A 25086-nucleotide genomic window follows, 5' to 3' on the forward strand; every position below is an offset into this window, starting at 1 on the left:
GCTCCCGGCAGGTTTTTCAAGCGCTCGCGCAAATCAGCTTCGATCTGGGATTGTTTCTGTTTGCGGTCACTACGGTCTGTCAGGCTGATAATCAGGCTGCCTTTGCGTACATCCGTGGTGTTTTCCGCTGCATGCGGCCCGCCACCGCCGGTACTGGCCGCGCCAGCGGCACTAAACACCGCCTTGACTTCGGGATGCTGCCTCACGATACGTTCTGCCTGATCTACCAGGCGGCGGGTTTGCGACAACGGCGTGCCTGGCTGCAGTTCGATGTTCACCTTGGTCTGGCTGCTGTCCGAAGAAGGCACAAAGCCTTTGGGCAGCAATGGCATCAGGCTCATGGAGCCAATGATAAACAGCACAAACCCCAGCACCACGGTTTTACGGTGGGCCAAACACCAGGCCACCCAGCGCAGATATATGCGCATGGTATTTGATGTTTGTTCTTCTTTGACAGGATGCGGTTTTAATAGGTAAGCCGACATCATGGGCGTGAGCAAGCGCGCCACAATCAGTGAGCAAGTGATGGCAATGGCTGCCGTAATGCCGAATTGTTTGAAAAACTTGCCGGGAATCCCGCTCATAAACGCAGTCGGCAGGAAAATAGCTACCAGCGTAAACGTAGTGGCAATCACGGCAAAACCGATTTCGTCAGCCGCTTCCATCGCCGCCTGGTACGGGGTTTTGCCCATGCGCAAATGGCGAACGATGTTCTCGATTTCCACAATCGCATCATCGACCAGGATGCCTACTACCAGTGCCAGTGCCAGCAAAGTCAGCAGGTTTAGCGAAAAGCCGAAATACTGCATAAAGGCAAAGGTTGGGATCATGGATAACGGCAATGCCACCGAGGCAATAATGGTCGCGCGCCAGTCTCGCAGGAACCACCACACCACCAGCACCGCCAGCAATGCGCCTTCGTATAACAATTGCATGGAGCCGTTATAGTTGTCTTCCACCGGCTTGACCATATTAAAGGCTTCGACAATCTTGACCTGCGGATGCAACTGCTCGAATTTCGCCAGCGCTTCCCGCACATGTTTGGCTACGGTGACTTCGCTGGTGCCTTTGCTGCGCGTGATTTCAAAACGGATCACTTCTTTGCCATCATAGCTCGCATAGGTGCTGCGCTCAGCATAGGTATCCAGCACTTCAGCTACTTGCGACAACTTGATATGACGGCCATCACTGATAGGAATATCCAGGTTGCGTACTTCATCAGCGCTGTGTAGCGCACCCAGTGTGCGTACTGACTGGATGTTGTCGCCAATATCGCCACGGCCACCAGAGGCATCCTGCTGCACACGTTTAAGTTGTGCCGACACATCGCTGACATTGACGCCTAAACCTGACATCAAGGTCGGGTCGAGGTTGACTTGCACTTCACGGTCTACGCCGCCGGTACGACTGATCTTGCCGACGCCTGTGACCGACAGCATGGCCTTGCTGATCTCGTTATCGACAAACCAGGACAATTCGCCTTCGTCCATGTTTTCCGCTGAGACAACATACGTGAGAATGGCGCTGCCGGCAGTCGTCAGTTTAGAGACTGTCGGCGTGGTCACCGCCGCTGGTAGCTCGGATCGCGCACTATCTACCGCATTGCGCACCAGGTTGAGCGCCTCTTCACTATTGGTATCTATCGTGAATTGCACGCTGATGCTGACGCCACCATCAGTGATGACGCTGGACATATGCTCAATGCCACCAATGGTCGCAATCTTGTCTTCCAGCTTGCGCGCCACCTCCGTTTCCAGCTGCGGCGGGGCCGCGCCTTCCAGCGTCGCGCTGACCATGATCACCGGCAGTTCAATATCGGGGAAATTCTGTTTGCCTAACTGGTTCAGCGAGCGGATACCCAGGAAGGTCAGCACTACAAACAGCAGGATTGCCGGAACCGGATTACGGATCGACCAGGCCGAAAAATTCATGTTTAAGCTCCGGCCTTGGCGGGTGTCACCACTTTTACGGTGTCGCCATCATTCAGGAAAGCGCCGCCGCTGAGCACCAGTTTTTCTGCGGCATCTACGCCACTCAATACTTCAATCTGCTCGCCCAGCGTACGGCCGGTTTTTACCTTACGTTGCGTGATTCTACTCATGCCATCCGCATTAGTATTACCCAGCACAAACACATAGGCAAAACCATCACGGTATGTCACGGCACTTAAGGGGATCGCCAGGCCTTGTTGCTGGCCGATATCGATTTTCCCTTGTACGTACATGCCAGGCTTGGCGCTATTTTTAGGGATATCGACATACACCAGCGCATTACGCGTATTGTTATCTACCACCGGTGAAATCAGGCGTACTTTTCCTGATACGGTTTTACCACCGGCCAGGTTAAGAGTGACGGTTTGCCCGGCATGCAAAGCGCCTTGCTGGTCAGCATTGACTTCGCCGCGCCATTCGATACGATTTTGGCGGATCAGCTTGAACAATTCAGTACCGGCAGAAACTACATTCCCCAAATTTGCAGACCGTTCAGATATCACGCCATCATCCGGCGCAACCACTTTAGTCTGGCGAATACGGATACGCTGGTTTTCCAATTCGGCTTCTGATAACGCCAGATTAGCTCTGGCAGTTTGCAGGGCAATCACATACTCATTAATTTTTTGGGCAGACAATGCACCGCTGTCTTTAATTTCATTGGCTCGGTCAGCATTACTTTTGGCTTCCGCCAGGCCTGCTTTATCTTTTTCTACCGTAGCGAGTTGTTTCTGCAAATCCGCTTTTACAGTTTCATCTGCCAACAGCACCAGCGGCTGGCCTTTGCTGACCTGTGCACCCACCTCAACTAATACTTGCTGAATACGCAAACCGGCGATCTCAGCACTGACTAGTGCTTCTTGCCAGGGGTAAATACTGCCATTCAACACCAGCGTCATCGGCCATTGCACTGCTGCGGGGCTGCTAGCCTCTACACTTAATGTTGCTTTGCTTAATCCGCTAGCGCTTTCTTTTGTGGCACGATTACCGCGCTTTTCCGCCAGTTCAGTCTTGTGCGACGGATGCTGAAAAAACCAAACACTTATGCCCACCAGCAATGCGGCAATGACCAGAAATATTCCTTTTTTTGAGCGTCCTCTAGCCATGCTATTTACCTTTTCCTGTCGTATTTTTGTTGTCTTGCTTTTCCTGCTGCTGCATCTCATACCAATCGCCACCAAAGGCTTTATAGAGGGCAATCCACTGTAAAACTCTATTCTTTTGCTGCGTCACTACATTTAACTCGGCATTGATTTTCTGGCGGCGCGCATCTTCCAATGACAGTAAATCAATACCACCAGATTTCCAGTTCAGTTCAGCGGCCTTGAAATATTGCGCATATTGCTGAGCACTAGCCTGTTCGGATTGTGCTCGCCGGTTGGCACTGTCAAGATTGACCAGCGCCTGTTCCACTTCCTTTAGGGCTTTGCGTACATCTTGTTTATAAGTGGCCATCAGGCTATCAAAATTGGCGCGCGCTTCGGCCAGGTCGGCACGTAAAGTACCACCATCAAAAATCGGCAATTTGATTGAAGGCCCATACGACCAGGTATCAGCGCGGGTGACCGTACCGCCAAAATTAGTACGGCGATAACCTATCGAACCGCTTAAGGTCAGACTTGGATAAAGTTGTGCTTTGGCTACGCCTGCATTGGCGCTGGCCTCTGCCAGGTTACGTTCATCAATCGCCAGATCCGGGCGACGTGTCAGCAAGGTTGCCGGCAATGCATTCACTTCAAACATTGCTGGTTGCGGCACGCCCTTGCCTTTGGCAAGCAAAGCTTTTAACTCCGGTTCGGGGTAGTTGGTTAACTCAACCAATGCTTTTACCAACCCTTCACATTCTGCCTGTTGGCCATCCAGTGTAGACTCACTCGCATGCGTAGCTGCCTCTGCCAGCGCAAGATCAGACGGGGCGGTAAAGCCAGCCTTGGCTGAAATGCCTGTCAAACGTGCGGTTTCTTTACGCGAGTTAAATGCCCCTTGCAATGCATCCACCGAGGCCTGGCAGGCACGATAATTCACGTAGTTGTTCGCGACTTCTGCCGCTACCGTCAGGCGTGCATCGTGCCACGCGATTTTTTTCGCTTCCAGTTGTGCTTTGGCCGCTTGTTTAGCTGCCTTTATTTTTCCAAACAGATCGACTTCCCAGCTGGCATCCAGCGTAATCGAATCAATTTCAATCGTGGTGGCAGGGAACGCGCCACCGCCACCGCCGCCTTTGCTGCGGTTCATACTACCGGTGCTGGTTAAATCAGGAATCCCCTGCGCGCGTGCGGAAAGTACATTCGCGCGTGCGGTACGAATATTAGCCAACGCAATTTCCAGCGAAGGGCTTTCTTTTTGTGCCTGCGCCAGTAATTGGTCTAGCACCGGGTCCTTGAATTGCGCCCACCAGTTGGTTAATGAACTTATATTGCCGTGATGCGGTAATGGCGCCTGCCACTCTTGAACCTTGATCGGGTTGGGGCGGGTATACTCATCAATGACCGAGCAACTGGCCAGCGGCAGTATGCATAGCCAAACCCAATGTTTACTTAACTGCATTGGCCGGCTCCATTCCCTGCAATCCGTGCAAAAACAAATTCACTACAAAAGCGAGATGCGCTTCGGCATCCCAGTCTGCGCCTAACACGCCAAATAAAGCTTTTTGTCGCGGTGCGGCGATCAGCAGCTCACAATAAGACTCGGCAGCACGCTTGAAATCCAGCGTCGGCAACATGTTTTTTGCGGCATAGAAACTAAAGATATCAGACAACATTTGATGGATGCGCTCAGGCCCCACCGCTTTCATTGCGCGGGCTAATTCCGGTAAATGTGAGGCTTCGGCCACGCCAATTTTAAAGAAAGACAACATGCGCGGTTCAAGCACTCGATTGAGCATAAAGCGGCCAATATCCGTAAGTACCTGTTGCAGCGTCTGGTTAGATAAATTATCGATTTGCACCATGGCAGAGACATCTTTTTCCACCATATGTTTGATCGCCGCAATCAGCAGCGCATATTTATTATCAAAGCGCTCATAAATGGTTCGCGTCGACACTCCGCACACGTTAGCAATGCGTGCGACACTGGTTTGCGACACGCCTTCAAGCATAAACAGCTCTAATGCCTGCTCCAGCATCAACGCGTGGCGCTCATGCTCGGTGCCCGCTTTGGGGCGGCCAGCTTTAACCTTATGAGGTGAAATGTCCATCGGGGATAAAAGTATAGGATTCTGCATAAATAAAAATAAAACGTTTCATTTTCATTTTAATTACTTTCTATAAACACGCAAGAACTTTGTTGTATCCGTCATGATACTTGAGAGTCTTGATATGATTACCAGCGCGTGTCATACAGGGTTTGCTATACTCGCATCACTTAAATTCAAACGAGATTGTTCAGGCATGGCGCTGAAATCCACCATCTATAAAATAGACCTCAACATTGCGGATATGGATAGGCATTACTATCAACAGCACAACCTTACGCTGGCTAAACATCCTTCAGAAACGGATGAGCGGTTAATGGTCCGTTTACTGGCGTTTGTACTGTATGCCAATGAAAACCTCGCCTTTGGTAATGGACTAAGCGAAGAAGATGAGCCTGATTTGTGGCAAAAAGATTTAACTGGCGCGATTGAACGCTGGATATGTGTTGGATTGCCGGAAGAGCGCGAGATCCGCAAAGCCTGTGGCAAATCAAAACACGTAGTGCAGGTGCTATATGGCGGCAGGACTGCTGATATGTGGTGGACGCAGAACAGCAAAGCAGTACTTAAGCTCGACAATGTGACAGTGATTACCCTCCCTGATACCGAGCAACTAAAGACACCTGCAGCCAGAAGCCTTGCGATCAGCTTTACTATTCAGGACCAGCAAATACTGGTGAGTTATGAAGGCGGTAGTTTCGAGCTGGAAGTGCTACGCTTGAAAGAAGTGGAGTGAAATAGAATCATGGAATTGATACTAAAAAGCCAGCAACTGCTGGCTTTTTTATCATGGAAACAAATGATGCTCTGCAGGCCATACACCAGTGTAAATAGCCTCCGGATGGCGGCTCACTAAACGGCGACGAATTTCGTTCAGCCTGCGCAATGGTACTGACACAATCATCAGGACATTACCCTGTTCGATCGCGCCTTTATATGACCTGATACGGTAACTGGGCGCGGCTGTTGCCACCGCAGCTGCCCAGGCAGCACAAGCCAGTGCGCCTAATACCATGCAGTAGGGAATCACCGTGAGCGAAACCTCGCCAAACCACCATGGCACCATATAAGCCAGTACGCCACCGAGCAACCCAAATAAAGCACCAAACAAAAAACCGCCCATGGCGCTGTAAATAACATCGGATTTTTCCATGGCGACAGCTTTAGGCAAACTACCCAATTCCTGCTCTTTTTCGGCATGAAAATGAATGTGGTTCTCATCAATTCTATCCAGCAGCAACTCGTCCATCATGGTGTGTGCAGTGCTGATATTCGGCAAAACAAAATAAAGCTTTCGTCTCATTACGTTTCTCCTCATCGATATCACATCGTCTTGTGATATTTGAAAAGGTATTGGCGCAAAGATTCATTTTTTAACAAGTGTGAAAGTCCAGTTCAATTTTCTATTCAAGCCAGCGAATTAGCTATCAGCTGCTTAGTTTTTTGCGTAATTATCTAATCTTCGAGCTTGCCCATCCATACACTTTTAAGCTTGCCCAGCTTATAGCGTAGACCTGCGCCTTCATTAGAAAGCGCGTCTAGGAATAACGATAACCTCCTGGATTTGATCACTGTGTAAAATGTGAGCAGGCTGACCGGGATAAATACCAGCGCAAAATAAGCCACTTTTTCCAGCCCACTGCTTTGGGTAAGGTCTATCAGGTTCATGCCCAGCAGGCCGCTGGTCATGGTGCCGATGAGGCCCAGTATCGTGACTACCGTGAGTCGCACCACGGTATCGGCCTGGCGTTTGATTTCTTCACCTTCCAGGTATTCAGCCATATCCATGATGCGGCGGCGGGTTTTTTCAAACAGGCTCACGGAATCCAGCTGCTTCAGCATCAGGGTAAACAGGTCTTTAGCGACCGCTTGGTCAGACACATTCTCAAACCAGTAGCGATGGGTAAACCGTAAAAACACAGCCGTCGCATGCCGGATGCGGGCGCGGAACGCCTTGACAGAATCTTCACGCTGAACATCCAGCCTGCTGATGGCTTGCACCATGCGGTCAGACAGCATCAGCAGAGCCGCTTTCTGGAAATGCGCAATCAGGAACAACAAGAAATACTGGTTCTGGTAATGGCGCTTGATACCGGTTTTTTCATTGGTAAAGACACGGTGCTGATGACTGCCAACCACCACAAAATTTTGCCCGGTGCACATGATACGCGTCGTGCTCCATGGATCTATCCGCGACTCATCCCAATAGCGGTCATAGCAGTTGTTCTTTTCAAACGCCTGCAAAAACTGTTCGGTAAATGGCAAAGTTTCTGAATGCCAGGGCTGGCAAACCAAACCGAGGCGGATCATGTCACCTCGGCTAAGCTGGCTGACATCGTCAAATGAAAGGTAAGCCATCAGTGGCATGCGCTGATACTCAATTTCACGATAACGTAGCGCGCCCTGCTGTCCGGAATAATGCGGCACCAACGGATGCAGCAACGCCAGCCAATGTAAAGACACGCAGGGCACATGGTTTTCTTTCACATAGGCAAGGTAGCGCGCCTTGTCTTCATAATCCGAGCTGGCGATTATCTCACCCTGCTTATCCAGCCATTCAATACGCTCTGCGCAATGGCCGCCTTCGCCGGTGTCATCCCAATAGTTGGGGTAGGTGCGGCCCAGACGGTAAAGAATCTCCATGGCAGATTTTAATGGCAATTCGTTGCCGGTGACCTCAAACGCCAGCATCGCGACATCGATGTCAAAAAAGAAATAAAGCTCTACATGCGAAACACGTAGTAGCAGGCTTTCGGGTTCGTCATGCAATTTAATGCGGACATGGCTGATATCACTGCGCGTAAAAATATGGATAGGCGACTCGCCATAGCCACCGGCTTCGCGTCCGTGACGGCCTTCGCCGTATAAAAAACGCTGCGCAAACGGCAAAAAGGTGACGAACTCCTGGTAGCGTGCTTCACTCAGATGTGGCGAATCCTGTAAAAATTCGTCTTTTATTTCCACCCATTTCGAATCAGGGTCGGCACTCAAGGTCTTCCACGGGCAATGCATGGCATAGGGATCGCTGTTTTCTGTCATCAGCTGTATCGGCCACAATAATGTTTGCCGGAAGTCACGTACTATGCTGCTTTGCAGGTTATCCGCCATTGTACTAACCCTATATCCGCTTTTTAGATGGTGGACTATAACGCGAGACGGCTGTGTTGAATGCTTGGAAAAGCAACTGATTTGCTGATTAAATAAGCAAATTTACAGCAATAAAAAAACCGGCACTAGCCGGTTTTCTTCAGATACAAAAAGTTATCAGACCTTCTGGTAAACCTCGCTGCCTTTTTTCACGAATTCTATCGCTTTTTCCTGCATGCCTTTTTGTAAAGCGGCCTGCTCATCCACACCCAGTTTATCCGCATAATCGCGTACATCCTGCGTGATTTTCATCGAGCAGAAATGCGGGCCGCACATAGAACAGAAATGCGCTTGTTTCGCGCCTTCCTGCGGCAGGGTTTCATCGTGGAATTCCTTGGCTTTTTCAGGGTCAAGGCCAAGGTTGAACTGGTCTTCCCAGCGGAATTCGAAACGTGCTTTGGATAAGGCATTGTCACGGATCTGCGCGCCAGGGTGGCCTTTAGCCAGGTCAGCCGCATGCGCTGCAATTTTGTAAGTAATGATACCGACACGCACGTCTTCTTTGTCCGGCAGACCCAAGTGCTCTTTCGGTGTCACATAGCACAGCATGGCACAGCCATACCAGCCTATCATCGCCGCACCAATACCCGAAGTGATATGGTCGTAGCCAGGCGCGATATCAGTCGTCAAGGGGCCCAGAGTGTAAAACGGGGCTTCACCGCAGTGCTCCAGTTGCAGATCCATGTTCTCTTTGATCAGGTGCATAGGCACGTGGCCCGGGCCTTCGATCATGCATTGCACGTCATGTTTCCAGGCAATCTGTGTCAGCTCACCCAGTGTTTTCAACTCGGCAAATTGCGCTTCATCGTTGGCATCGTAAATCGAACCAGGACGTAGGCCATCACCCAGGGAGAACGATACATCGTACTGCTTCATGATTTCGCAGATATCTTCAAAATGCTCATACAGGAATGATTCTTTATGATGTGCCAGGCACCATTTCGCCATGATGGATCCACCGCGCGACACGATGCCGGTCATACGCTTGGCAGTCATCGGGATATAAGCCAGTCGCACACCGGCATGGATGGTAAAGTAATCTACGCCCTGTTCAGCTTGTTCAATCAGCGTGTCGCGGAAGATTTCCCAGGTCAGGTCTTCAGCCTTGCCGTTGACTTTTTCCAGCGCCTGGTAAATAGGCACAGTACCGATAGGCACCGGTGAGTTGCGGATAATCCATTCCCGCGTTTCGTGGATGTTTTTACCGGTAGACAGATCCATCACGGTATCGCCGCCCCAGCGTGTACCCCAGACCATTTTTTCCACTTCCTCAGAGATGGAAGAACCCAGTGCAGAATTACCGATATTGGCGTTGATTTTGACCAGGAAATTACGGCCAATAATCATAGGCTCAATTTCAGGATGGTTAATGTTGGCAGGGATAATGGCACGGCCACGCGCCACTTCGTCACGCACAAACTCAGGTGTGATGACTTTAGGAATATTTGCACCGTAATTCTGGCCGGCATGCTGCGTTTGCAGTAATTCACTCATGTTTTCACGGCGCTGGTTTTCGCGAATCGCGATGAACTCCATCTCCGGCGTGATGATCCCTTGACGCGCATAGTGCATCTGGCTGACATTCATACCAGCCTTGGCACGTAGCGGTTTGCGATGCAGGTTAAAACGCATTTGTGACAATTCAGGATCGACCAGACGTTGGTGACCAAACTCAGAGCTAGGGCCATCCAGCTGCTCTACATCGCCACGCTCCATCACCCATTGCGCACGCAACGCAGGCAAACCGTTACGGATATCAATGTCTACATTTGGATCGGTATAAGGGCCGGATGTATCGTAAACCACCACGGGCGGGTTAATGTCGCCACCGAAACTGGAAGGCGTATCGCTGAGTGAAATTTCACGGAATGGCACCTGGATATCAGGGCGGGAACCTTGAACATAGATTTTGCGCGACTTGGCAAATGGTTTGGTGGTGGCTTCGTCAACTTTTGCCTCAGCGTTAACGAATTTAATATTTTTAGATTTAAGATCCTGGGACTGGAGATTTTTATCTATGGCGTTCATTTGGCATCCTTAAAAGAAAAGACGTAAGGATGCGAAAAAATTTTGCATTCCCTACGGTGGTATCAACCACATCAGGTTCGAAGGGTAATTCTCACTGCAAAATCTTCAATAAATGAAGGGTTTACAGACCCCTAGCAACGGACGGATTGTGCGGGAAAACACCGGATAACGCAAGTTTTAACGTGTGCATGGTCCGGGGATTGACAAGTAGACAAACTGTCTACAATCGCATTACCCGACACAATAAAAATACGGGGCATCCTTACATCAGAGCTCAGGAGAGAAAAAATGGACGTCTTATTGATAGCCGCAGTTACCTGTACTACCGTTTTAATTTTATCCGCATGGCTAATGTCTTTTGCCCGCTGGCTCCCTATTCAGGGTATCGATGCTGGATCAACTGGGTTTTTTGCTGCATGCAAAACCGCTGGCATTGAATTACATCATTTGCCTGTGTCTGCGTGGATATCGGCGGATTTACCAACCCGACTATTTTCACAATTGCGGCATTTTGACAGCGACTTCTGCAGCAAAATGAAATGGAAGGTATTTCCTGCCATCAGTTTGGTACTGAGCACCATCGGTTTTATGAAGATTTGTTACTAGCTGATTTGTCACGTGCAGCGTCATTAATCACCTAAAATCAACACTGACTGTCCTAGAAAACCCTGCATCTGCGGGGTTTTGTGCTTTTCTGACACATGCAAAACCCCTATTCATTCCGATCAACTAAACGGTGAAATAGCCTTTAAAAACAGCATTGTTCTCAATATTATTTATCGTATGCACCAGATAAAATATCGCTCGCAAGATCAACATTTTTATTGAAGGCAATCACCGCATGGATTGGTACAGTATTTTCTTTTTCAGGGAAGGGTCACCCACCACCCTGCTCTATGGTACTTACAATCCATGGTTAGTCGTCCTGTCTGCCATGGTGGCTATCGGCACCTCTGTCCTGGCATTACAACTGACGCGTCTTTCACAAAAGCAGACCTCTGTGCTCTCACAGAAATTTTCCATTCTTGCCAGCTCGGTTTCACTGGGCGCGGGTATTTGGGCCATGCATTTTATCGGCATGCTGGCCTATGAAATCTGCACTAAGGTGACGTATAACCCTGAAGTCACTATGATTTCGATGATGCCAGGCATTTTGGCGTCTTACTATGCATTGAACCTGATGACAGAGAACCGGCTTGATTATCCCAAGCTCATCAAGGGCGGGTTTTCGGTAGGTGCCGGCATAGGCGCCATGCATTACACCGGTATGCTTGCCATGCAAATGGGGCCTATGCTCAAATTTGACCTGGGCTGGGTATTGATGTCTGTCGTGGTAGTCGTCAGCCTGGCCACTCTCTCGTTATGGACAGGCATTTTTCTCAACAAGACAGGCAAGCTGCCGGCCAAAGTGAGCATCGCACTGGGTGGCGTGTTGATGGGCAGTGCCATCACCGCCATGCATTACACAGGCATGGCATCAGCACGTTTTATCGGTAAGGCACAGCCAGGATTCGATCCGGCAGATAATCAATCCATCTCACTGGCACTGGGCATCACACTAGTGACGATACTGATAGGCATGATTGCCACCGCCATTAATGTATTGATCAGTTACCGGCAGATCATGGCAAACATCCAGGCCAGTGAGACACGCCTGTCGACTATCCTGAATACGGCTGTGGACGGAATCCTGACCATTGACACCAGCGGCAGGATCATCTCCTGTAATGAGGTCGTTGAGAAGCTGTTTGGCTGGCACAAATCGGAGCTTGAAGGTAAAAACATGGCTATGCTGCTGCCGAAATCCGATTTCTCGGTCCACCTGCAACACCTGAGAAAACGCGGTAAAGGCGCGCAGGTAATGGATGAAGGCCGCGATCTCGACGCCATCAAAAAAGATGGCACACAGTTCCCGGTCCGTCTGGCGATAGGTGAGGTCGAGCTACCGTCAGAAAAATTATTTGTCGGCTTTATCACTGACCTTACCCAGCGCAAAGCGATTGAAAAAGCCATCCGTGAAAAAGACCAGCAGATCCGTTCCATGATGAATAATATCCCGGGCGTGACGTTCCGTTGCAACCTGGATGACAGGTGGAGCATGCGACTGATCAGTGATGCAGTGCTGGAAATGACTGGCTGGAAAGTGGAGGACTTCCTCAATGGCACCATGCATTTTTCGCAGCTGATCCACGTGGATGATGCGGAGCGAATCCAACCTATTGTGGAAAAGGCCGTTGCCCAACGCACCAACTATGCCATTGAATACCGCATCACCGATCGCGACGGCAATGAAAAATGGATTTCAGAGTTTGCCTCCGCGATCTACAGTAACGATGGCACGGCTGAAGCGCTTGATGGGGTGATGCTAGACGTGACCGAATCCAAACAACGAAATGCCGAATTCGAAGGCATTGCGAATGCCATTAATAACTCCACCAGCATGGCCGAATTCAGCATTGATGGTTTCGTGCTGAGCGCCAACCGCAGATTTCTGGACCTGCTCGGCTATGAGCTGGTTGAAATCCGCGGCCGCCATCACTCTATCCTTTGCTCACCGGAATTTGTCTCCACAGACCGCTATAGACAAAAGTGGATTGCGCTTAAAAAAGGTGAGTTTGTGCATGGCGAATTTTTGCGCTATGGCAAACACGGCAAAAAAATCTGGATACATGCTTCGTATAGCCCGATTCGCAATATAGATGGCAAAGTGATCAAAGTCGTGATGTTCATGATAGACATCAGCGAACGTAAACAGATGGAACAGGAGATGCTGCTGGCCAAAGAAAAGGCCGAGCAGGCTGCCAGCGTCAAAAGCACCTTTCTGGCCAATATGAGCCATGAGATCCGCACACCGATGAACTCCATCATCGGTTTCAGTGAGCTGCTGCTGGACACCGCCATGCAGCAGGAACAGCGCAATTACTTAACCACCATTAGCCAGTCGGCCAAATCATTGTTGTACCTGCTGAATGACATTCTTGACAGTGCCAAACTGGAAAGAGGCATGCTGGATCTGGAGATTGTGGACTTCTCCATGCGTGAACTGGTTGATAGCGTGATTTCTTCACTGTGGCTGCAAGCCCGCAAAAAACAGCTGGAATTAAAGCTGTCACTGGATCCGCTGGCTTCAGGCTATTACAAAGGTGCCGAACACCGCATCCGCCAGGTGCTGACTAACTTGCTCGGCAACGCGGTCAAATTTACCGAATCCGGCTATGTCGAATTAAAAGTTTACCCCACAGCCAATGGCGAAATACAGTTTGACCTGATTGATACCGGCATCGGCATTGATGCGGATCGTCTGGAAAGCATCTTCGCGCCTTTCACCCAGGCGGATGCCACCATGAGTCGCCGTTTTGGCGGCACCGGGCTCGGCACTACGATCAGTAAACAGCTGGTGGAGTTGATGGATGGCCGTATCACTGCCGCCAGCACGCTGGGTCAAGGTAGCTGCTTTACTGTGATCCTGCCTCTAGCGGAGGGCACGCGCAAAGAGAACCCGATTGAGCTTAATACTAGCCAGAGTTTCCTGCCTTCACTGAATATTCTGGCAGCAGATGATATTGAACAAAACCGCAAACTGTTAAATATCATGCTTGAAAAACAAGGTCATAGAGTGACACTGGCCACCAATGGCCAAGAAGTCATCGACGCCCTGCAAACACGGGCATTTGATATCATTTTGATGGATGTACAGATGCCGGTTGTCGATGGCTTAACCGCCAGTCTCCGCATTCGCGAGATAGAGCGCGAAGCAGGTTGGGATAGAACGCCGATTATCGCCTTAACGGCCAGCGTACTGGAGCAGGACCGTTTAGCCGCCAAACAGGCCGATATGGATGGGTTCAGTTCCAAACCTATTGAATTACCGTTATTGCTGGCCGAAATGGCGCGGGTGCTGCATGGCGTGATTGTCTCACCTCCCGCGGTGCACATTGAACAAACCATGGCCAAGCAAGATATCGACCTCAATAAAGGGGTGATGTTGTGGGGTGACCTTCACACTTACTTGAACGAGGTCAGCCAATATTTGCTGGAAACGCCAAGACATATAGATCACTTAACCGACGCTATACAGGCGAATGACCCTGCAGCATTAAAGCTCATCGCACATGCCAATAAAGGCGTGAGCGCCAATCTGGCGTTGCCACAGATCCAGTCTGTTTATCATGCCCTGGAACATATCACTGAAGAAACCTGGCAAGAATCTGTGGCATTGGTTGAGAAGCTGCGGACATTTGCCCAAGTATTGCAGCAGGCAGTTACTTCATTGAAAGACTTGCAACCAGCTATTGTTGAAAACCCGGCTGCAAGTGAAGAAAAGGATATAGACCAGATCATCAGCTGTTTGAAAACACTACGCACGCTGGCTGCCATGGCAGAACTGGATGATACGCTGGCAAACAAACTGATGCGGCATGCGCCTGTTGCCTGGCGCGAAGAATGCAATGCCATTGTGCAATCACTGAACGAGTTTGACTTTGAACAAGCAGTGATACAGATCGATCAACTACTGGAGACCCAGACGCAAGGAACACCTTCATGATGGACTACATTACCCAGCAACCGCGGATTCTGATTGTCGACGACGAACCGCTCAACCTGAAAGTACTCAAGCAAGTTTTGCAGGACGACTACCGCCTGAGCTTTGCCAAAAATGGCATGGATGCACTTGAGCTGGTGAAAAAGGAAAAGCCGCGGCTGATTCTGCTTGACGTGATGATGCCGGGCATGACCGGCTTTGAAGTCTGCAAACAGTTGAAAGATGATCCTGACACCCAGACCATCCCGGTGATTTTTGTCACCGCACTGGCAGATGAAGCGGATGAGTCACAAGGATTTAAGGCGGGTGGGGTTGATTATATTAATAAGCCAATTTCGCCATCCCTGGTACGGGCGCGCGTGAAAGCACATCTGTCATTAATTCACATCGACGAATTAAAAAGTACCCACCTGGAATTGATTCAACGCCTAGGACGTGCTGCGGAATTTAAAGACAACGAAACCGGCATGCATGTGATCCGCATGAGTCATGTATCAGGCAGGATAGCGCTGGAGCTTGGCATGGATGCAGGCTTTGCCGAGCAACTGGTACATGCCGCGCCTATGCATGATATTGGCAAAATTGGCATCCCTGACAATGTATTACTCAAACCCGGAAAACTCGATGATGAGGAACTGGCAACCATGCGTACCCATCCTCAGCTAGGTGCTGATATCCTGGACAAATCCACTTCTCCACTGATCAAACTGGCCTATACCGTGGCCTTGTATCATCATGAAAAATGGGATGGTACCGGCTACCCATTTGGGATGAAGGGGGAAGAAATTCCGATTGAAGCACGGATTGTAGCCATCGCCGATGTGTTCGATGCGCTCCTGAGCAAGCGTCCTTACAAAGAAGCCTGGCCAATTGATAAGGTAGTTGAAGAAATCAAATCACAAAGCAACCGCCACTTTGACCCGGCGGTGGTCGAAGCGTTGCTGAACTGTTTACCAGACTTGATCGCCATCAATGAAAAATGGCGCGAAGAGTAATCGTCACGCCATTATTTTTACTTTAGTCACTTTACGCTTCAGCCAGCACTTAGGCAGAATAAAGCAAGACTAACCTAATTTAGTTTTCAGCAGTTCATTCACCTGTGCCGGATTGGCCTTGCCTTTGGAAGCCTTCATACACTGGCCCACCAGCGCATTAAAGGCTTTTTCCTTACCGGCTTTGTATTCTTCTACCATCGCCTGATTTGCGGCCAGCACTTCATTGATAATCGCTTCAATGGCTCCGGTGTCGGACACCTGCTTGAGGCCTTTAGCCTCAATAATCGCATCGACGTCGCCTTCTCCTACCCATAGGCCTTCAAACACCTGTTTGGCGGCATTGTTAGAGATGGTGTTATCGGCAATGCGCTTCAATAAAGCAGCCAGTTGTGCCGCGGAGACCGGACTCGCGTCTATGGTTTTCTCATCGGCATTCAGTTTGGCAGACAGCGCACCCATCACCCAGTTAGCAGCCTGCTTGGCGTCACCACCGGCATTGACCACCGCAACAAAGTAATTTGCCACTGCACGCGAGCCTGTCAGGTTACTGGCGTCGTAGCTTGACAGTTGATACTCACTGGTGAAGCGCGCCTGCAGTGCCTGCGGCAATTCCGGCATATCCGCTCGAACGCGAGCCTTGTCCGCTTCAGTCACTTCCAGCGGTAACAAATCCGGGTCTGGGAAATAACGATAATCGTTAGCTTCCTCTTTACTACGCATGGCGCGTGTTTCGCCGGTATCGGGGTTGAACAGGATGGTCGCCTGCTGGATAGTACCGCCATCTTCCAATGTTTCAATCTGCCACTGCGTTTCATACTCAATCGCCTGCAACATGAACTTGAAAGAATTCAGGTTTTTAATCTCGCGACGCGTGCCTAATTTTTCCGTGCCTTTCGGGCGCACTGACACGTTGACATCACAGCGGAACGAACCTTCCTGCATATTGCCATCGCAAATACCTATCCATTGCACCAGTTCATGCAGTTTTTTGGCATAGGCGACTGCTTCTGCAGCGCTACGCATATCCGGTTCGGTGACGATTTCCAGCAACGGTGTTCCGGCACGGTTCAAATCAATGCCGGACATGCCTTCTACCGCATCATGTACCGATTTGCCGGCATCTTCTTCCAGATGCGCACGCGTGATGTTAATGACTTTCTCGTAAGCCTCGCTGTTTTTGCCAGCGGGCACCTGTATCGTGACTTTGCCTTTACCCACAACCGGCAACTCAAACTGGCTGATCTGGTAGCCTTTGGGCAAATCTGGGTAAAAGTAATTCTTGCGGGCGAAAATGCTGCGCGGCGCGATCTCGGCATCAATCGCCAGGCCGAATTTAATGGCACATTCAACGGATTGTTTATTCAACACCGGCAATACGCCTGGCAAAGCGATACTTACCTCGCAGGCTTGGGTATTCGGCGCAGCGCCATAAGTAGTAGAAGCGCCACTGAATTGCTTGGATTTTGTTTGTAACTGAACGTGGGTTTCCAACCCAATCACGACTTCCCACTGCATGTTAGATTCCCTCCGGCATACGTGTGTGCCAGTCAGTCACTTGTTGATAGGCATGGCCGATATCCAGCATGCGCGCCTCATCAAAATAATTACCGATGATCTGCAAACCAACCGGCAACGGTTTGCCGTCACCACTTTGGGTAAAACCTGCCGGCACGCTCATACCTGGCAAACCGGCCAAGTTGACGGCGATGGTGTACAAATCTTCCAGGTACATCGCGACCGGGTCACTGGTCTTCTCCCCAGCCTTAAAGGCTGTCGAAGGAGCAGCGGGACCCATGATCACATCACAGTGTTTGAACGCTTCCACAAAATCTTGCGCAATCAGGCGGCGGATCTGCTGGGCTTTCAGGTAATAGGCATCGTAGTAACCTGCGCTCAATACATAGGTGCCGATCAGGATACGGCGCTTGACCTCGGCACCAAAACCTTCAGCGCGCGACTTCATGTACATTTCCTGCAGGTCGTTGTATTCGGCAGCGCGGTGGCCGTAGCGCACACCGTCATAACGAGACAAATTGCTGGAAGCTTCTGCGGGAGCCAGTACGTAGTAAACCGGGATAGACAGGTTGTTATTCGGTAGGCTGATATCGACGATTTCTGCGCCCAGTTTTTTATATTCGGTAATGGCGGTTTCAATCACTTTGGCAACGTCGGCACTCAGGCCTTCAGCAAAGTATTCTTTAGGCAGGCCAATACGTAAGCCTTTTAACGGTTGCTCGCCTTGCATGTTGGCGAGGCCACGCGTGTAATCTTCTTTTTCGCGGTTGACGCTAGTCGAATCACGTTCGTCAAAACCCGCCATCACGTTGAGCATCAGTGCACAGTCTTCAGCCGATTTGGCCATCGGGCCCGCCTGGTCCAGCGATGAAGCAAAGGCAATCATGCCGTAGCGGGAGACTAATCCGTAAGTCGGTTTCAGGCCGGTAAAGCCACACAATGAGGCTGGCTGGCGAATGGAGCCGCCAGTATCTGTGCCGGTTGCGGCAGCGCACAAGCGCGCAGCCACCGCAGCCGCAGAACCACCCGAGCTACCACCAGGCACACGGTCAAAATCCCACGGGTTTTTGACGCCGCCAAAATAGCTGGTCTCGTTGGAAGAGCCCATGGCGAACTCATCCATATTGGTCTTGCCCAGGTTCACGGCACCAGCGGCATCAAACTGGCTGATGACATGCGCATCATAGGGTGCAATGAATTTTTCCAGCATTTTCGAGCTGCAAGTGGTACGCCAGCCTTTGGCACAGAAAATATCTTTTTGAGCGAGCGGTATACCGGTCAGCGGGCCGAAGTCACCGGCGGCAATGCGCGCATCAGCAGCTTTGGCTTGCGCCAAGGTTTTCTCTTCATCGAGGGTGATAAAAGCATTGATGGCCGGGTTGAGTTGTGTCACGCGCTGCAAATAGGCTTGCGTGAGCTCGACACTGGAAACTTGCTTGCTGGCCAGTTGTTGACCCAGCTGTTTGAGGCTACTGTTAATCATCATAAAAACCGTATTTTAGGAGTGGCGACTGTGGAACAACCTATTGTTCGATCAATGTCTATTCAATGACCTTGGGCACAAGATACAAACCATCTTGCGTGGCAGGGGCAATAGACTGGAATAATGTACGCTGATCGGTCTCGGTGATCACGTCTTCACGCAAGCGCTGCGTGACATCCTGGGAGTGCGACATGGGGGCAATTCCGGTGGTATCTACTGCCTGCATTTGCTCGATCAGCCCTAAAATGCCGGAAAGTTTATTTAAAGTTTCTTGCGCTTCTTTGTCACTGACTTCGATGCGAGCCAGATGCGCTATACGTTTGATGTCTTCAAGAGTGAGTGCCATAGAGGATAAGTCTTCAAGAATTCGAAATCACATCTTAATTTCATGTGCGTTTTGCGCTATTATACCTTGATTTTAAGCCACACTCGGCTGGCGCTTCAAAAGTCGGAATTTTACAGGATAAAACATGTTCGGTGCACTCAACAGCTACTTCTCCAATGATCTCGCAATCGACCTTGGCACAGCCAACACGCTGATATACGTACGTGGCAAAGGTGTCGTGCTGGACGAACCCTCTGTGGTGGCGATTCGTACCGAAGGCGGGCCGAATGGGAAAAAAGTATTGCTGGCGGTAGGCTCCGATGCGAAAAGCATGCTGGGACGTGCCCCGGCAAACATCCAGGCGATCCGCCCGATGAAGGATGGCGTGATTGCCGACTTCACCATCACCGAGCAGATGCTCAAGTTTTTTATCCGTAAAGTACACGAATCCCGCTGGTTTTCACCTAGCCCACGCATCATCATCTGTGTGCCGGTCGGTTCCACCCAGGTAGAACGCCGCGCGATCAAAGAATCTGCCGAGCGCGCCGGTGCCAAACAGGTGTTCCTGATTGAAGAGCCGATGGCAGCAGCGATTGGCGCGGATATGCCGGTAGCTGAAGCGACCGGCTCCATGGTGGTGGATATCGGTGGTGGTACGACTGAAGTCGGGGTGATTTCATTAGGTGGTATCGTTTACGCGAAATCCGAACGCGTCGGTGGCGACAAGTTTGACCAGGCGATTATCGATTACATCCGCCGCAACTACGGCATGCAGATTTCCGAGCCGACCGCTGAAGCAATCAAGAAAAGAATCGGTTCAGCATTCCCTGGTTCAGAAGTGCTGGAAATGGAAGTGACCGGCCGTAACCTGGCGGAAGGCTTGCCACGTAAATTCACGATTTCCAGCAACGAGATCCTCGAAGCCCTGACTGAACCACTCAACTCTATCGTCGGCGCAGTGAAATCCGCATTGGAACAAACGCCGCCGGAACTGGGCGCAGATATTGCAGAAAAAGGCATGGTGCTCACCGGCGGTGGCGCATTGCTGCGTGACCTGGACCGTTTACTGGTGGAAGAAACCGGCTTGCCAGTCATCGTGGCTGAAGACCCATTGACTTGCGTGGCCCGTGGTTGTGGCCGTGCACTGGAAGAAATGGACAAACTGGGCAATGTATTTGCCAGTGAATAATGTAAGGCCCGGCTGGCAATATCCTCATTATGCTCAAAGGCATACACCAACAGCTTGATCCGCATGAATCCCCGGCCTTTTTTATCCAGGGGCCGCGGCCTTTTTCACGCCTGATGTTTTTTTGCGCACTGTCTTTGGTCATGATGGCCATCGATGCGCGCTTTGAATACCTGAGCCAGGTGCGCCAATGGTTCAGTGCTGCCTTGCATCCTCTGGAAATCGTCGCCAGCGCCCCGAATGAGTGGGGGCGCAACATCAACACCTACTTCACCTCGCACAATCAATTGATCCAGGAAAACTTCAAGCTGAAGCAACAGGGCCTGATTGATAATGCCGCGCTGCAACGGCTGGCGACTGTGGATGCCGAGAATGTGCATTTACGTACACTGCTGGCTGGTGATGCGCCCATTATCCCCAAAGCGACACTGGGTGAAGTCATGCATATGGGGCGCGACCCGTTCAGCAATATCATCACACTGAACCGCGGCAGCCGCCACGACATCACGCCAGGCCAGGCAGTGGTGGATGAGCAAGGCGTGGTTGGCCAGATCACCCGTGTTTATCCGTTCACCAGTGAAGTCACGCTGATCACCGATAAAAAATTATCCATCCCTATCCAGATCGAGCGTAATCAATTACGTGCGATTGCTTTCGGGGAAGGTAAGCGCAATACATTGGACATTCCGTACTTGCCTACTAGTGTGGATATCAAAGTCGGCGACAAACTTGTCACCTCAGGGATCGATGGTGTTTATCCAGCCGGATTAGCGGTAGCTGTGGTCACGCAAATCAAACAAAGCCAGGACTCACCATTTGCCAAAATCGTCAGCCGCCCTATCGCCGGCGTCAACAACCATAAGCATGTGCTGATTCTGAAAATCCCGGAATCACCAACTGTCAATCCGGTGACTGATAACAAACCGGTGTTACCACGCAATAACGCGCAACACCTGGACCAATCGGTAGTCGATGTGCTGCAAAAAAATAATGCTGCGGTCGACCCGCACCCGGCCACAGAACTACCAAGCCTGGAGTCTACCGATAGCGACCCGGCAGCTGCGACTACAGTGCCGCCGCCAGCAGGCACTCAACCAGGGATTGCTCAACCTAATAACGCAGCCCCGGCCAACAACCAAACGCCTACCGCAACGGAGCGTCCATGAAGCCGGTTAAATTCAGCACTTTCTTTTTCACCTTGCTGGTCGGCCTGGTGTTCCAGCTATATCCGTGGTCTAACTCCGGCATCATTATCCGCCCGGACTTTCTGCTGGTGATTGCGCTTTACTGGCTGTTACAGGCGCCTTATCACTGCAATATCGGCTGGGTGTGGTTTGCAGGGTTACTTGTAGACCTGGCTACAGGCAGCCTGCTTGGCCAGCACGCGCTTTCTTTTTCGATTACTGCTTTTCTTGGTTTAATTTACCAGCGCCGCCTGGTGTTGTTTAACCGCTGGCAGTTGTACCTCTACCTGATATTCCTGTTCGGCATGCAGCGCATATTGATCATGCTACTGAAACTGTTCGCAGGCAGCGAATTGCCCGACTGGACCTATGGCTTGCCGATCATTTCCGACCTGATCCTGTGGCAAATCATGATCATGTGGTTTGGCGAATTGTCGCGCCCGAAAAAGTTATAAGCGCATGGGGTATAGCACCGAACTCAAGAACCACCAGAACGAACAACACAAGTTCCGGGTTCGACTGGTTTTCCTGGTATTAGCGGTGATTGCCGCTTTTTCGGCTTTAGCCGGCCGCTTTTATTTTCTGCAGATTTTCCGCTATGACTACTACCAGACGCTGGCGGAAAATAACCGTATTTCTATTGTCCCCATCACCCCTAACCGTGGCCTGATTTCTGACCGTAATGGCATCATCCTGGCGCATAACTTTTTTGTGTATACGCTGGAAATCACACCATCCAAAACCGACGACTTGCAGGACACTATTGACGAATTAGGCCGACTGGTAGAAATCTCGCCGACTGACCTCAAACGCTTTAAGAAACTGCGCAGCCAAAGCCACACCTTTGAAAGCATCCCGATCCGCACCCACCTGAACGAATACGAAGCGGCTAAATTTGCAGTGAACCGCTTCCGCTTTCCGGGCGTAGAATTAAAGTCACGGCTGTTCAGGCACTACCCTTATGGCACGCTGGGCACGCATGCGATTGGCTATATCAGCCGAATCAATGAGAACGACCTGAAACAGCTGAAAGAAAACAGCCAGCTTTCCAATTACAAAGGCACCGAGCATATTGGTAAAGCCGGAGTCGAGCAGGCTTACGAAGAGCAACTGCATGGCATCACCGGTTTCCAGCAGGTGGAAATTGATGCAGATGGTCGCGCGGTACGTGTGCTTTCCAGCGCATCGCCCACTTCTGGTAACAATATCGTGCTATCCATGGACGCCAAATTGCAGGAAATCGCCGAACATGAATTTGCCGGCAGGCGTGGCGCATTGGTTGCCATTCAACCCAAAACCGGCGAAGTGCTTGCGATGGCAAGTATGCCGTCATTTGATGCCAACCTGTTTGTGGATGGCATAGATTACGACAACTGGAACCTGCTGAATAATTCACTGGACAAACCGCTGATCAACCGCAGCCTGAAAGGCATTTACCCGCCAGGCTCAACCTTCAAGCCATTTGTGGCACTGGCAGGATTAGAGTCCGGCAAGCGCCAGCCGCCTTTTGCCATCAGTGACCCCGGTTATTTCATGCTGCCAAACAGCCGTCACCGGTATCGTGACTGGAAACCATCCGGCCACGGCGCGGTGGATATGCGCAAGGCAATTACCGTATCGTGCGACACCTTTTTTTACGGCCTGGCGATGGAACTGGGCATAGACCGGCTGACCGATTTTGTGCGCCATTTCGGCTTTGGCGAAAAAACCAATATTGATATCCAGGGTGAACTTTCAGGTCTGCTACCAACGCCAGGCTGGAAAAAAAGGCGCTTTAAACAGCCGTGGTATATGGGTGAAACTGTCATTGTCGGTATCGGGCAAGGCTATACGCTGGTGACCCCGATGCAGCTTGCACGTGCGACCGCCATGCTGGCCAACAGCGGCAAATCTATCCGGCCTCACCTGGTCAATGCGATTGTCAACTCCAAGACCAACCAGGTCAGTTTATTACCGCATGAAATTGCCGACCAGCTGAATTTAAGCGCCAATAATCTGGAAATCGTCAAACTCGGCATGATGGATGTGACGCAACCAGGCGGTACAGCAGCGGCGATTGGTGCCAATGCCGGCTACCTGATCGCGGCTAAAACCGGTACCGCTCAAGTGGTCGGCATCAAACAAAATGAGAAATATAACGAAAAACTGATTAACGAACGGCACCGCGACCATGCCTGGTTTATTTCCTATGCACCGGCTGATGACCCGAAAATCGCAGTGGCGGTGATTGTTGAAAATGGTAGCCATGGTGGCTCCACTGCAGGCCCGATTGCGCGCAAGGTGATGGATTATTATTTGCTCGGCAAAGTACCAGTCGACCCCGCCGCCGCAGCGGTGCCTGAAGTCACCATTCCCAATGCGCCAGAAGTTGAAGAGGAGCCCCATGATTAGGCAATTGATCGTCCGCTTTATACGGCATATAGATTCTGTCCTGCTCGCCACCGTGCTGATGGTGCTGGTGGTGGCGTTAATGGTGTTATACAGCGCATCCGGTCAGTCACTGACCAAAGTGAATGCGCAAATTGTGAATATCATGATCATGATGGGCGTCATGCTGCTGGTGGCCAACACGCAACCGCAACTGATTGAACGTATCGCGCTGCCGGTGTATCTGTTTGGTCTTACATTGCTGCTGGCTGTCGCCTTGGTGGGTGACATCAGTCACGGCGCGCGGCGCTGGTTGAACCTGGGTGTGACCAAAATCCAGCCGTCGGAGTTAATGAAGCTGGCAGTGCCTATCATGCTTTCATGGTATTTTTCCAAGCGGGAAACCATGTTACGCACTGCCGATTACCTGGTGGCAGGCGTGATTTTAATGGTACCGGTATTACTGATTGCCAAGCAGCCGGACCTGGGCACTTCTACCCTGGTATTTGCTTCTGGTTTTTTTGTGATTTTCCTGGCAGGCCTGAGTTGGAAATTCATTTTTGGCAGCGCGATTGCTTTTGGTGCCGCGCTGCCTATCTTGTGGTCCATGTTGCATGACTACCAGCGGCGCCGGGTGGAGATATTGATTGATCCTAGCCAGGACCCACTGGGAGCCGGCTATCATATCATCCAGGCGACCATCGCGATTGGCTCTGGCGGCATGACCGGCAAAGGCTGGTTGAACGGCACCCAGTCCCAGCTGGATTTTGTGCCCGAACGCACCACAGACTTTATTTTTGCCGTGTTTGCCGAAGAATTTGGCCTGGTAGGCTGCTGCCTGCTATTGCTACTGTTTACGATTATCATCGGCCGTGCCTTTATCATTGCCTCGCAAGCCAAAAACACGTTTTCACGCCTGCTGGCAGGCAGTATTGCCGCCACCTTCTTCACTTATTGTTTTGTGAATATGGGTATGGTCAGCGGTATTTTGCCGGTAGTCGGTATTCCACTGCCATTGGTCAGTTATGGCGGTACCTCTTTGTTGACCCTGGGCTTGAGCCTGGGATTATTAATGAGCGTGCAATCGCATAAGCGACTGGTAGCGACTGACTAATGCAGTCAATCTGTG

The 25086-nt window shown here is 50.8% G+C and carries 18 protein-coding genes, 1 pseudogene and 1 riboswitch; of the genes and pseudogenes, 9 read left to right on the plus strand and 10 right to left on the minus strand.

From position 1 onward, the window contains the following. The 4 genes from VK958_RS04295 to VK958_RS04310 all read right to left on the minus strand — a co-directional run. Nucleotides 1-1931, minus strand: a 1931-nt coding sequence (locus VK958_RS04295) for an efflux RND transporter permease subunit (protein WP_325239279.1), incomplete at its 3' end; no start/stop codon positions are given. Between the two features lie 2 nt (nucleotides 1932-1933). Further along, nucleotides 1934-3097 (minus strand): efflux RND transporter periplasmic adaptor subunit, encoded by a 1164-nt coding sequence (locus tag VK958_RS04300; protein WP_325239280.1) that lies wholly within the window; start codon nucleotides 3095-3097, stop codon nucleotides 1934-1936. A 1-nt stretch (nucleotide 3098) separates the two neighbouring features. Continuing rightward, nucleotides 3099-4538 (minus strand): efflux transporter outer membrane subunit, encoded by a 1440-nt coding sequence (locus tag VK958_RS04305; protein WP_325239282.1) that lies wholly within the window; start codon nucleotides 4536-4538, stop codon nucleotides 3099-3101. Continuing rightward, nucleotides 4525-5187: a TetR/AcrR family transcriptional regulator gene (locus VK958_RS04310; protein ID WP_325239283.1), complete on the minus strand. Its 663-nt coding sequence runs from the start codon at nucleotides 5185-5187 to the stop codon at nucleotides 4525-4527. The genes VK958_RS04305 and VK958_RS04310 overlap by 14 nt, the downstream gene beginning before the upstream one ends. 193 nt (nucleotides 5188-5380) lie before the next feature. Between VK958_RS04310 and VK958_RS04315 the strand changes: the two genes are divergently transcribed. Beyond that, nucleotides 5381-5920, plus strand: coding sequence for a YaeQ family protein (locus VK958_RS04315; RefSeq protein WP_325239284.1), 540 nt, complete (start codon nucleotides 5381-5383; stop codon nucleotides 5918-5920). A gap of 51 nt (nucleotides 5921-5971) precedes the next feature. On the opposite strand, the gene VK958_RS04320 is transcribed toward VK958_RS04315, so the two are convergent. The 3 genes from VK958_RS04320 to thiC all read right to left on the minus strand — a co-directional run bounded on the left by VK958_RS04320 (nucleotide 5972) and on the right by thiC (nucleotide 10359). Beyond that, nucleotides 5972-6487: a hypothetical protein gene (locus VK958_RS04320; protein ID WP_325239286.1), complete on the minus strand. Its 516-nt coding sequence runs from the start codon at nucleotides 6485-6487 to the stop codon at nucleotides 5972-5974. A gap of 152 nt (nucleotides 6488-6639) precedes the next feature. Beyond that, on the minus strand, nucleotides 6640-8292 hold the full coding sequence (locus VK958_RS04325) for a hypothetical protein (protein WP_325239287.1): 1653 nt from the start codon (nucleotides 8290-8292) through the stop codon (nucleotides 6640-6642). A gap of 156 nt (nucleotides 8293-8448) precedes the next feature. After that, nucleotides 8449-10359, minus strand: coding sequence for a phosphomethylpyrimidine synthase ThiC (thiC, locus tag VK958_RS04330; protein ID WP_325239288.1), 1911 nt, complete (start codon nucleotides 10357-10359; stop codon nucleotides 8449-8451). 30 nt (nucleotides 10360-10389) lie between these two features. Then, nucleotides 10390-10502, minus strand: a riboswitch (TPP riboswitch). 145 nt (nucleotides 10503-10647) lie between these two features. Here thiC and VK958_RS04335 point away from each other — a divergent pair. The 3 genes and pseudogenes from VK958_RS04335 (at nucleotide 10648) to VK958_RS04345 (ending at nucleotide 15897) form a co-directional block, all read left to right on the plus strand. Then, nucleotides 10648-10965, plus strand: a pseudogene (locus tag VK958_RS04335) (hypothetical protein). 235 nt (nucleotides 10966-11200) lie between these two features. Further along, nucleotides 11201-14905, plus strand: a complete 3705-nt coding sequence (locus tag VK958_RS04340) for a PAS domain S-box protein (protein WP_325239291.1) — start codon at nucleotides 11201-11203, stop codon at nucleotides 14903-14905. Further along, nucleotides 14902-15897, plus strand: coding sequence for a two-component system response regulator (locus tag VK958_RS04345; protein WP_325239292.1), 996 nt, complete (start codon nucleotides 14902-14904; stop codon nucleotides 15895-15897). The genes VK958_RS04340 and VK958_RS04345 overlap by 4 nt, the downstream gene beginning before the upstream one ends. 69 nt (nucleotides 15898-15966) lie before the next feature. On the opposite strand, the gene gatB is transcribed toward VK958_RS04345, so the two are convergent. From gatB to gatC, 3 genes are read right to left on the minus strand one after another with little or no spacing between them, the layout of a single operon-like run. Further along, nucleotides 15967-17412 (minus strand): Asp-tRNA(Asn)/Glu-tRNA(Gln) amidotransferase subunit GatB, encoded by a 1446-nt coding sequence (gene gatB, locus VK958_RS04350; RefSeq protein WP_325239293.1) that lies wholly within the window; start codon nucleotides 17410-17412, stop codon nucleotides 15967-15969. A gap of 1 nt (nucleotide 17413) precedes the next feature. After that, on the minus strand, nucleotides 17414-18895 hold the full coding sequence (gene gatA / locus VK958_RS04355; protein WP_325239357.1) for an Asp-tRNA(Asn)/Glu-tRNA(Gln) amidotransferase subunit GatA: 1482 nt from the start codon (nucleotides 18893-18895) through the stop codon (nucleotides 17414-17416). A gap of 58 nt (nucleotides 18896-18953) precedes the next feature. Further along, entirely contained in the window at nucleotides 18954-19241 is a 288-nt protein-coding gene (gatC, locus tag VK958_RS04360) for an Asp-tRNA(Asn)/Glu-tRNA(Gln) amidotransferase subunit GatC (protein WP_325239294.1), read from the minus strand. Between the two features lie 124 nt (nucleotides 19242-19365). Between gatC and VK958_RS04365 the strand changes: the two genes are divergently transcribed. The 5 genes from VK958_RS04365 to rodA are packed head-to-tail and all read left to right on the plus strand — an operon-like array spanning nucleotide 19366 to nucleotide 25071. Further along, a complete protein-coding gene (locus VK958_RS04365; protein ID WP_055830500.1) occupies nucleotides 19366-20409 on the plus strand; it encodes a rod shape-determining protein in 1044 nt (347 codons plus the stop codon). Nucleotides 20410-20438: 29 nt separating this feature from the next. Continuing rightward, the gene (mreC, locus tag VK958_RS04370; protein WP_325239297.1) at nucleotides 20439-21572 is read left to right on the plus strand and encodes a rod shape-determining protein MreC; all 1134 of its coding nucleotides are present in this window, start codon (nucleotides 20439-20441) and stop codon (nucleotides 21570-21572) included. After that, on the plus strand, nucleotides 21569-22045 hold the full coding sequence (mreD, locus tag VK958_RS04375; RefSeq protein ID WP_325239299.1) for a rod shape-determining protein MreD: 477 nt from the start codon (nucleotides 21569-21571) through the stop codon (nucleotides 22043-22045). The genes mreC and mreD overlap by 4 nt, the downstream gene beginning before the upstream one ends. A 4-nt stretch (nucleotides 22046-22049) precedes the next feature. Continuing rightward, complete coding sequence (gene mrdA / locus VK958_RS04380) at nucleotides 22050-23981, plus strand: penicillin-binding protein 2 (protein ID WP_325239300.1); 1932 nt, start codon at nucleotides 22050-22052, stop codon at nucleotides 23979-23981. After that, entirely contained in the window at nucleotides 23974-25071 is a 1098-nt protein-coding gene (gene rodA / locus VK958_RS04385) for a rod shape-determining protein RodA (RefSeq protein ID WP_325239301.1), read from the plus strand. The genes mrdA and rodA overlap by 8 nt, the downstream gene beginning before the upstream one ends. Nucleotides 25072-25086 lie beyond the last annotated feature (15 nt).

It is taken from the genome of Methylophilus sp. (genome assembly GCF_035460085.1).
In the GTDB taxonomy this organism is placed as follows: Bacteria; Pseudomonadota; Gammaproteobacteria; order Burkholderiales; family Methylophilaceae; genus Methylophilus.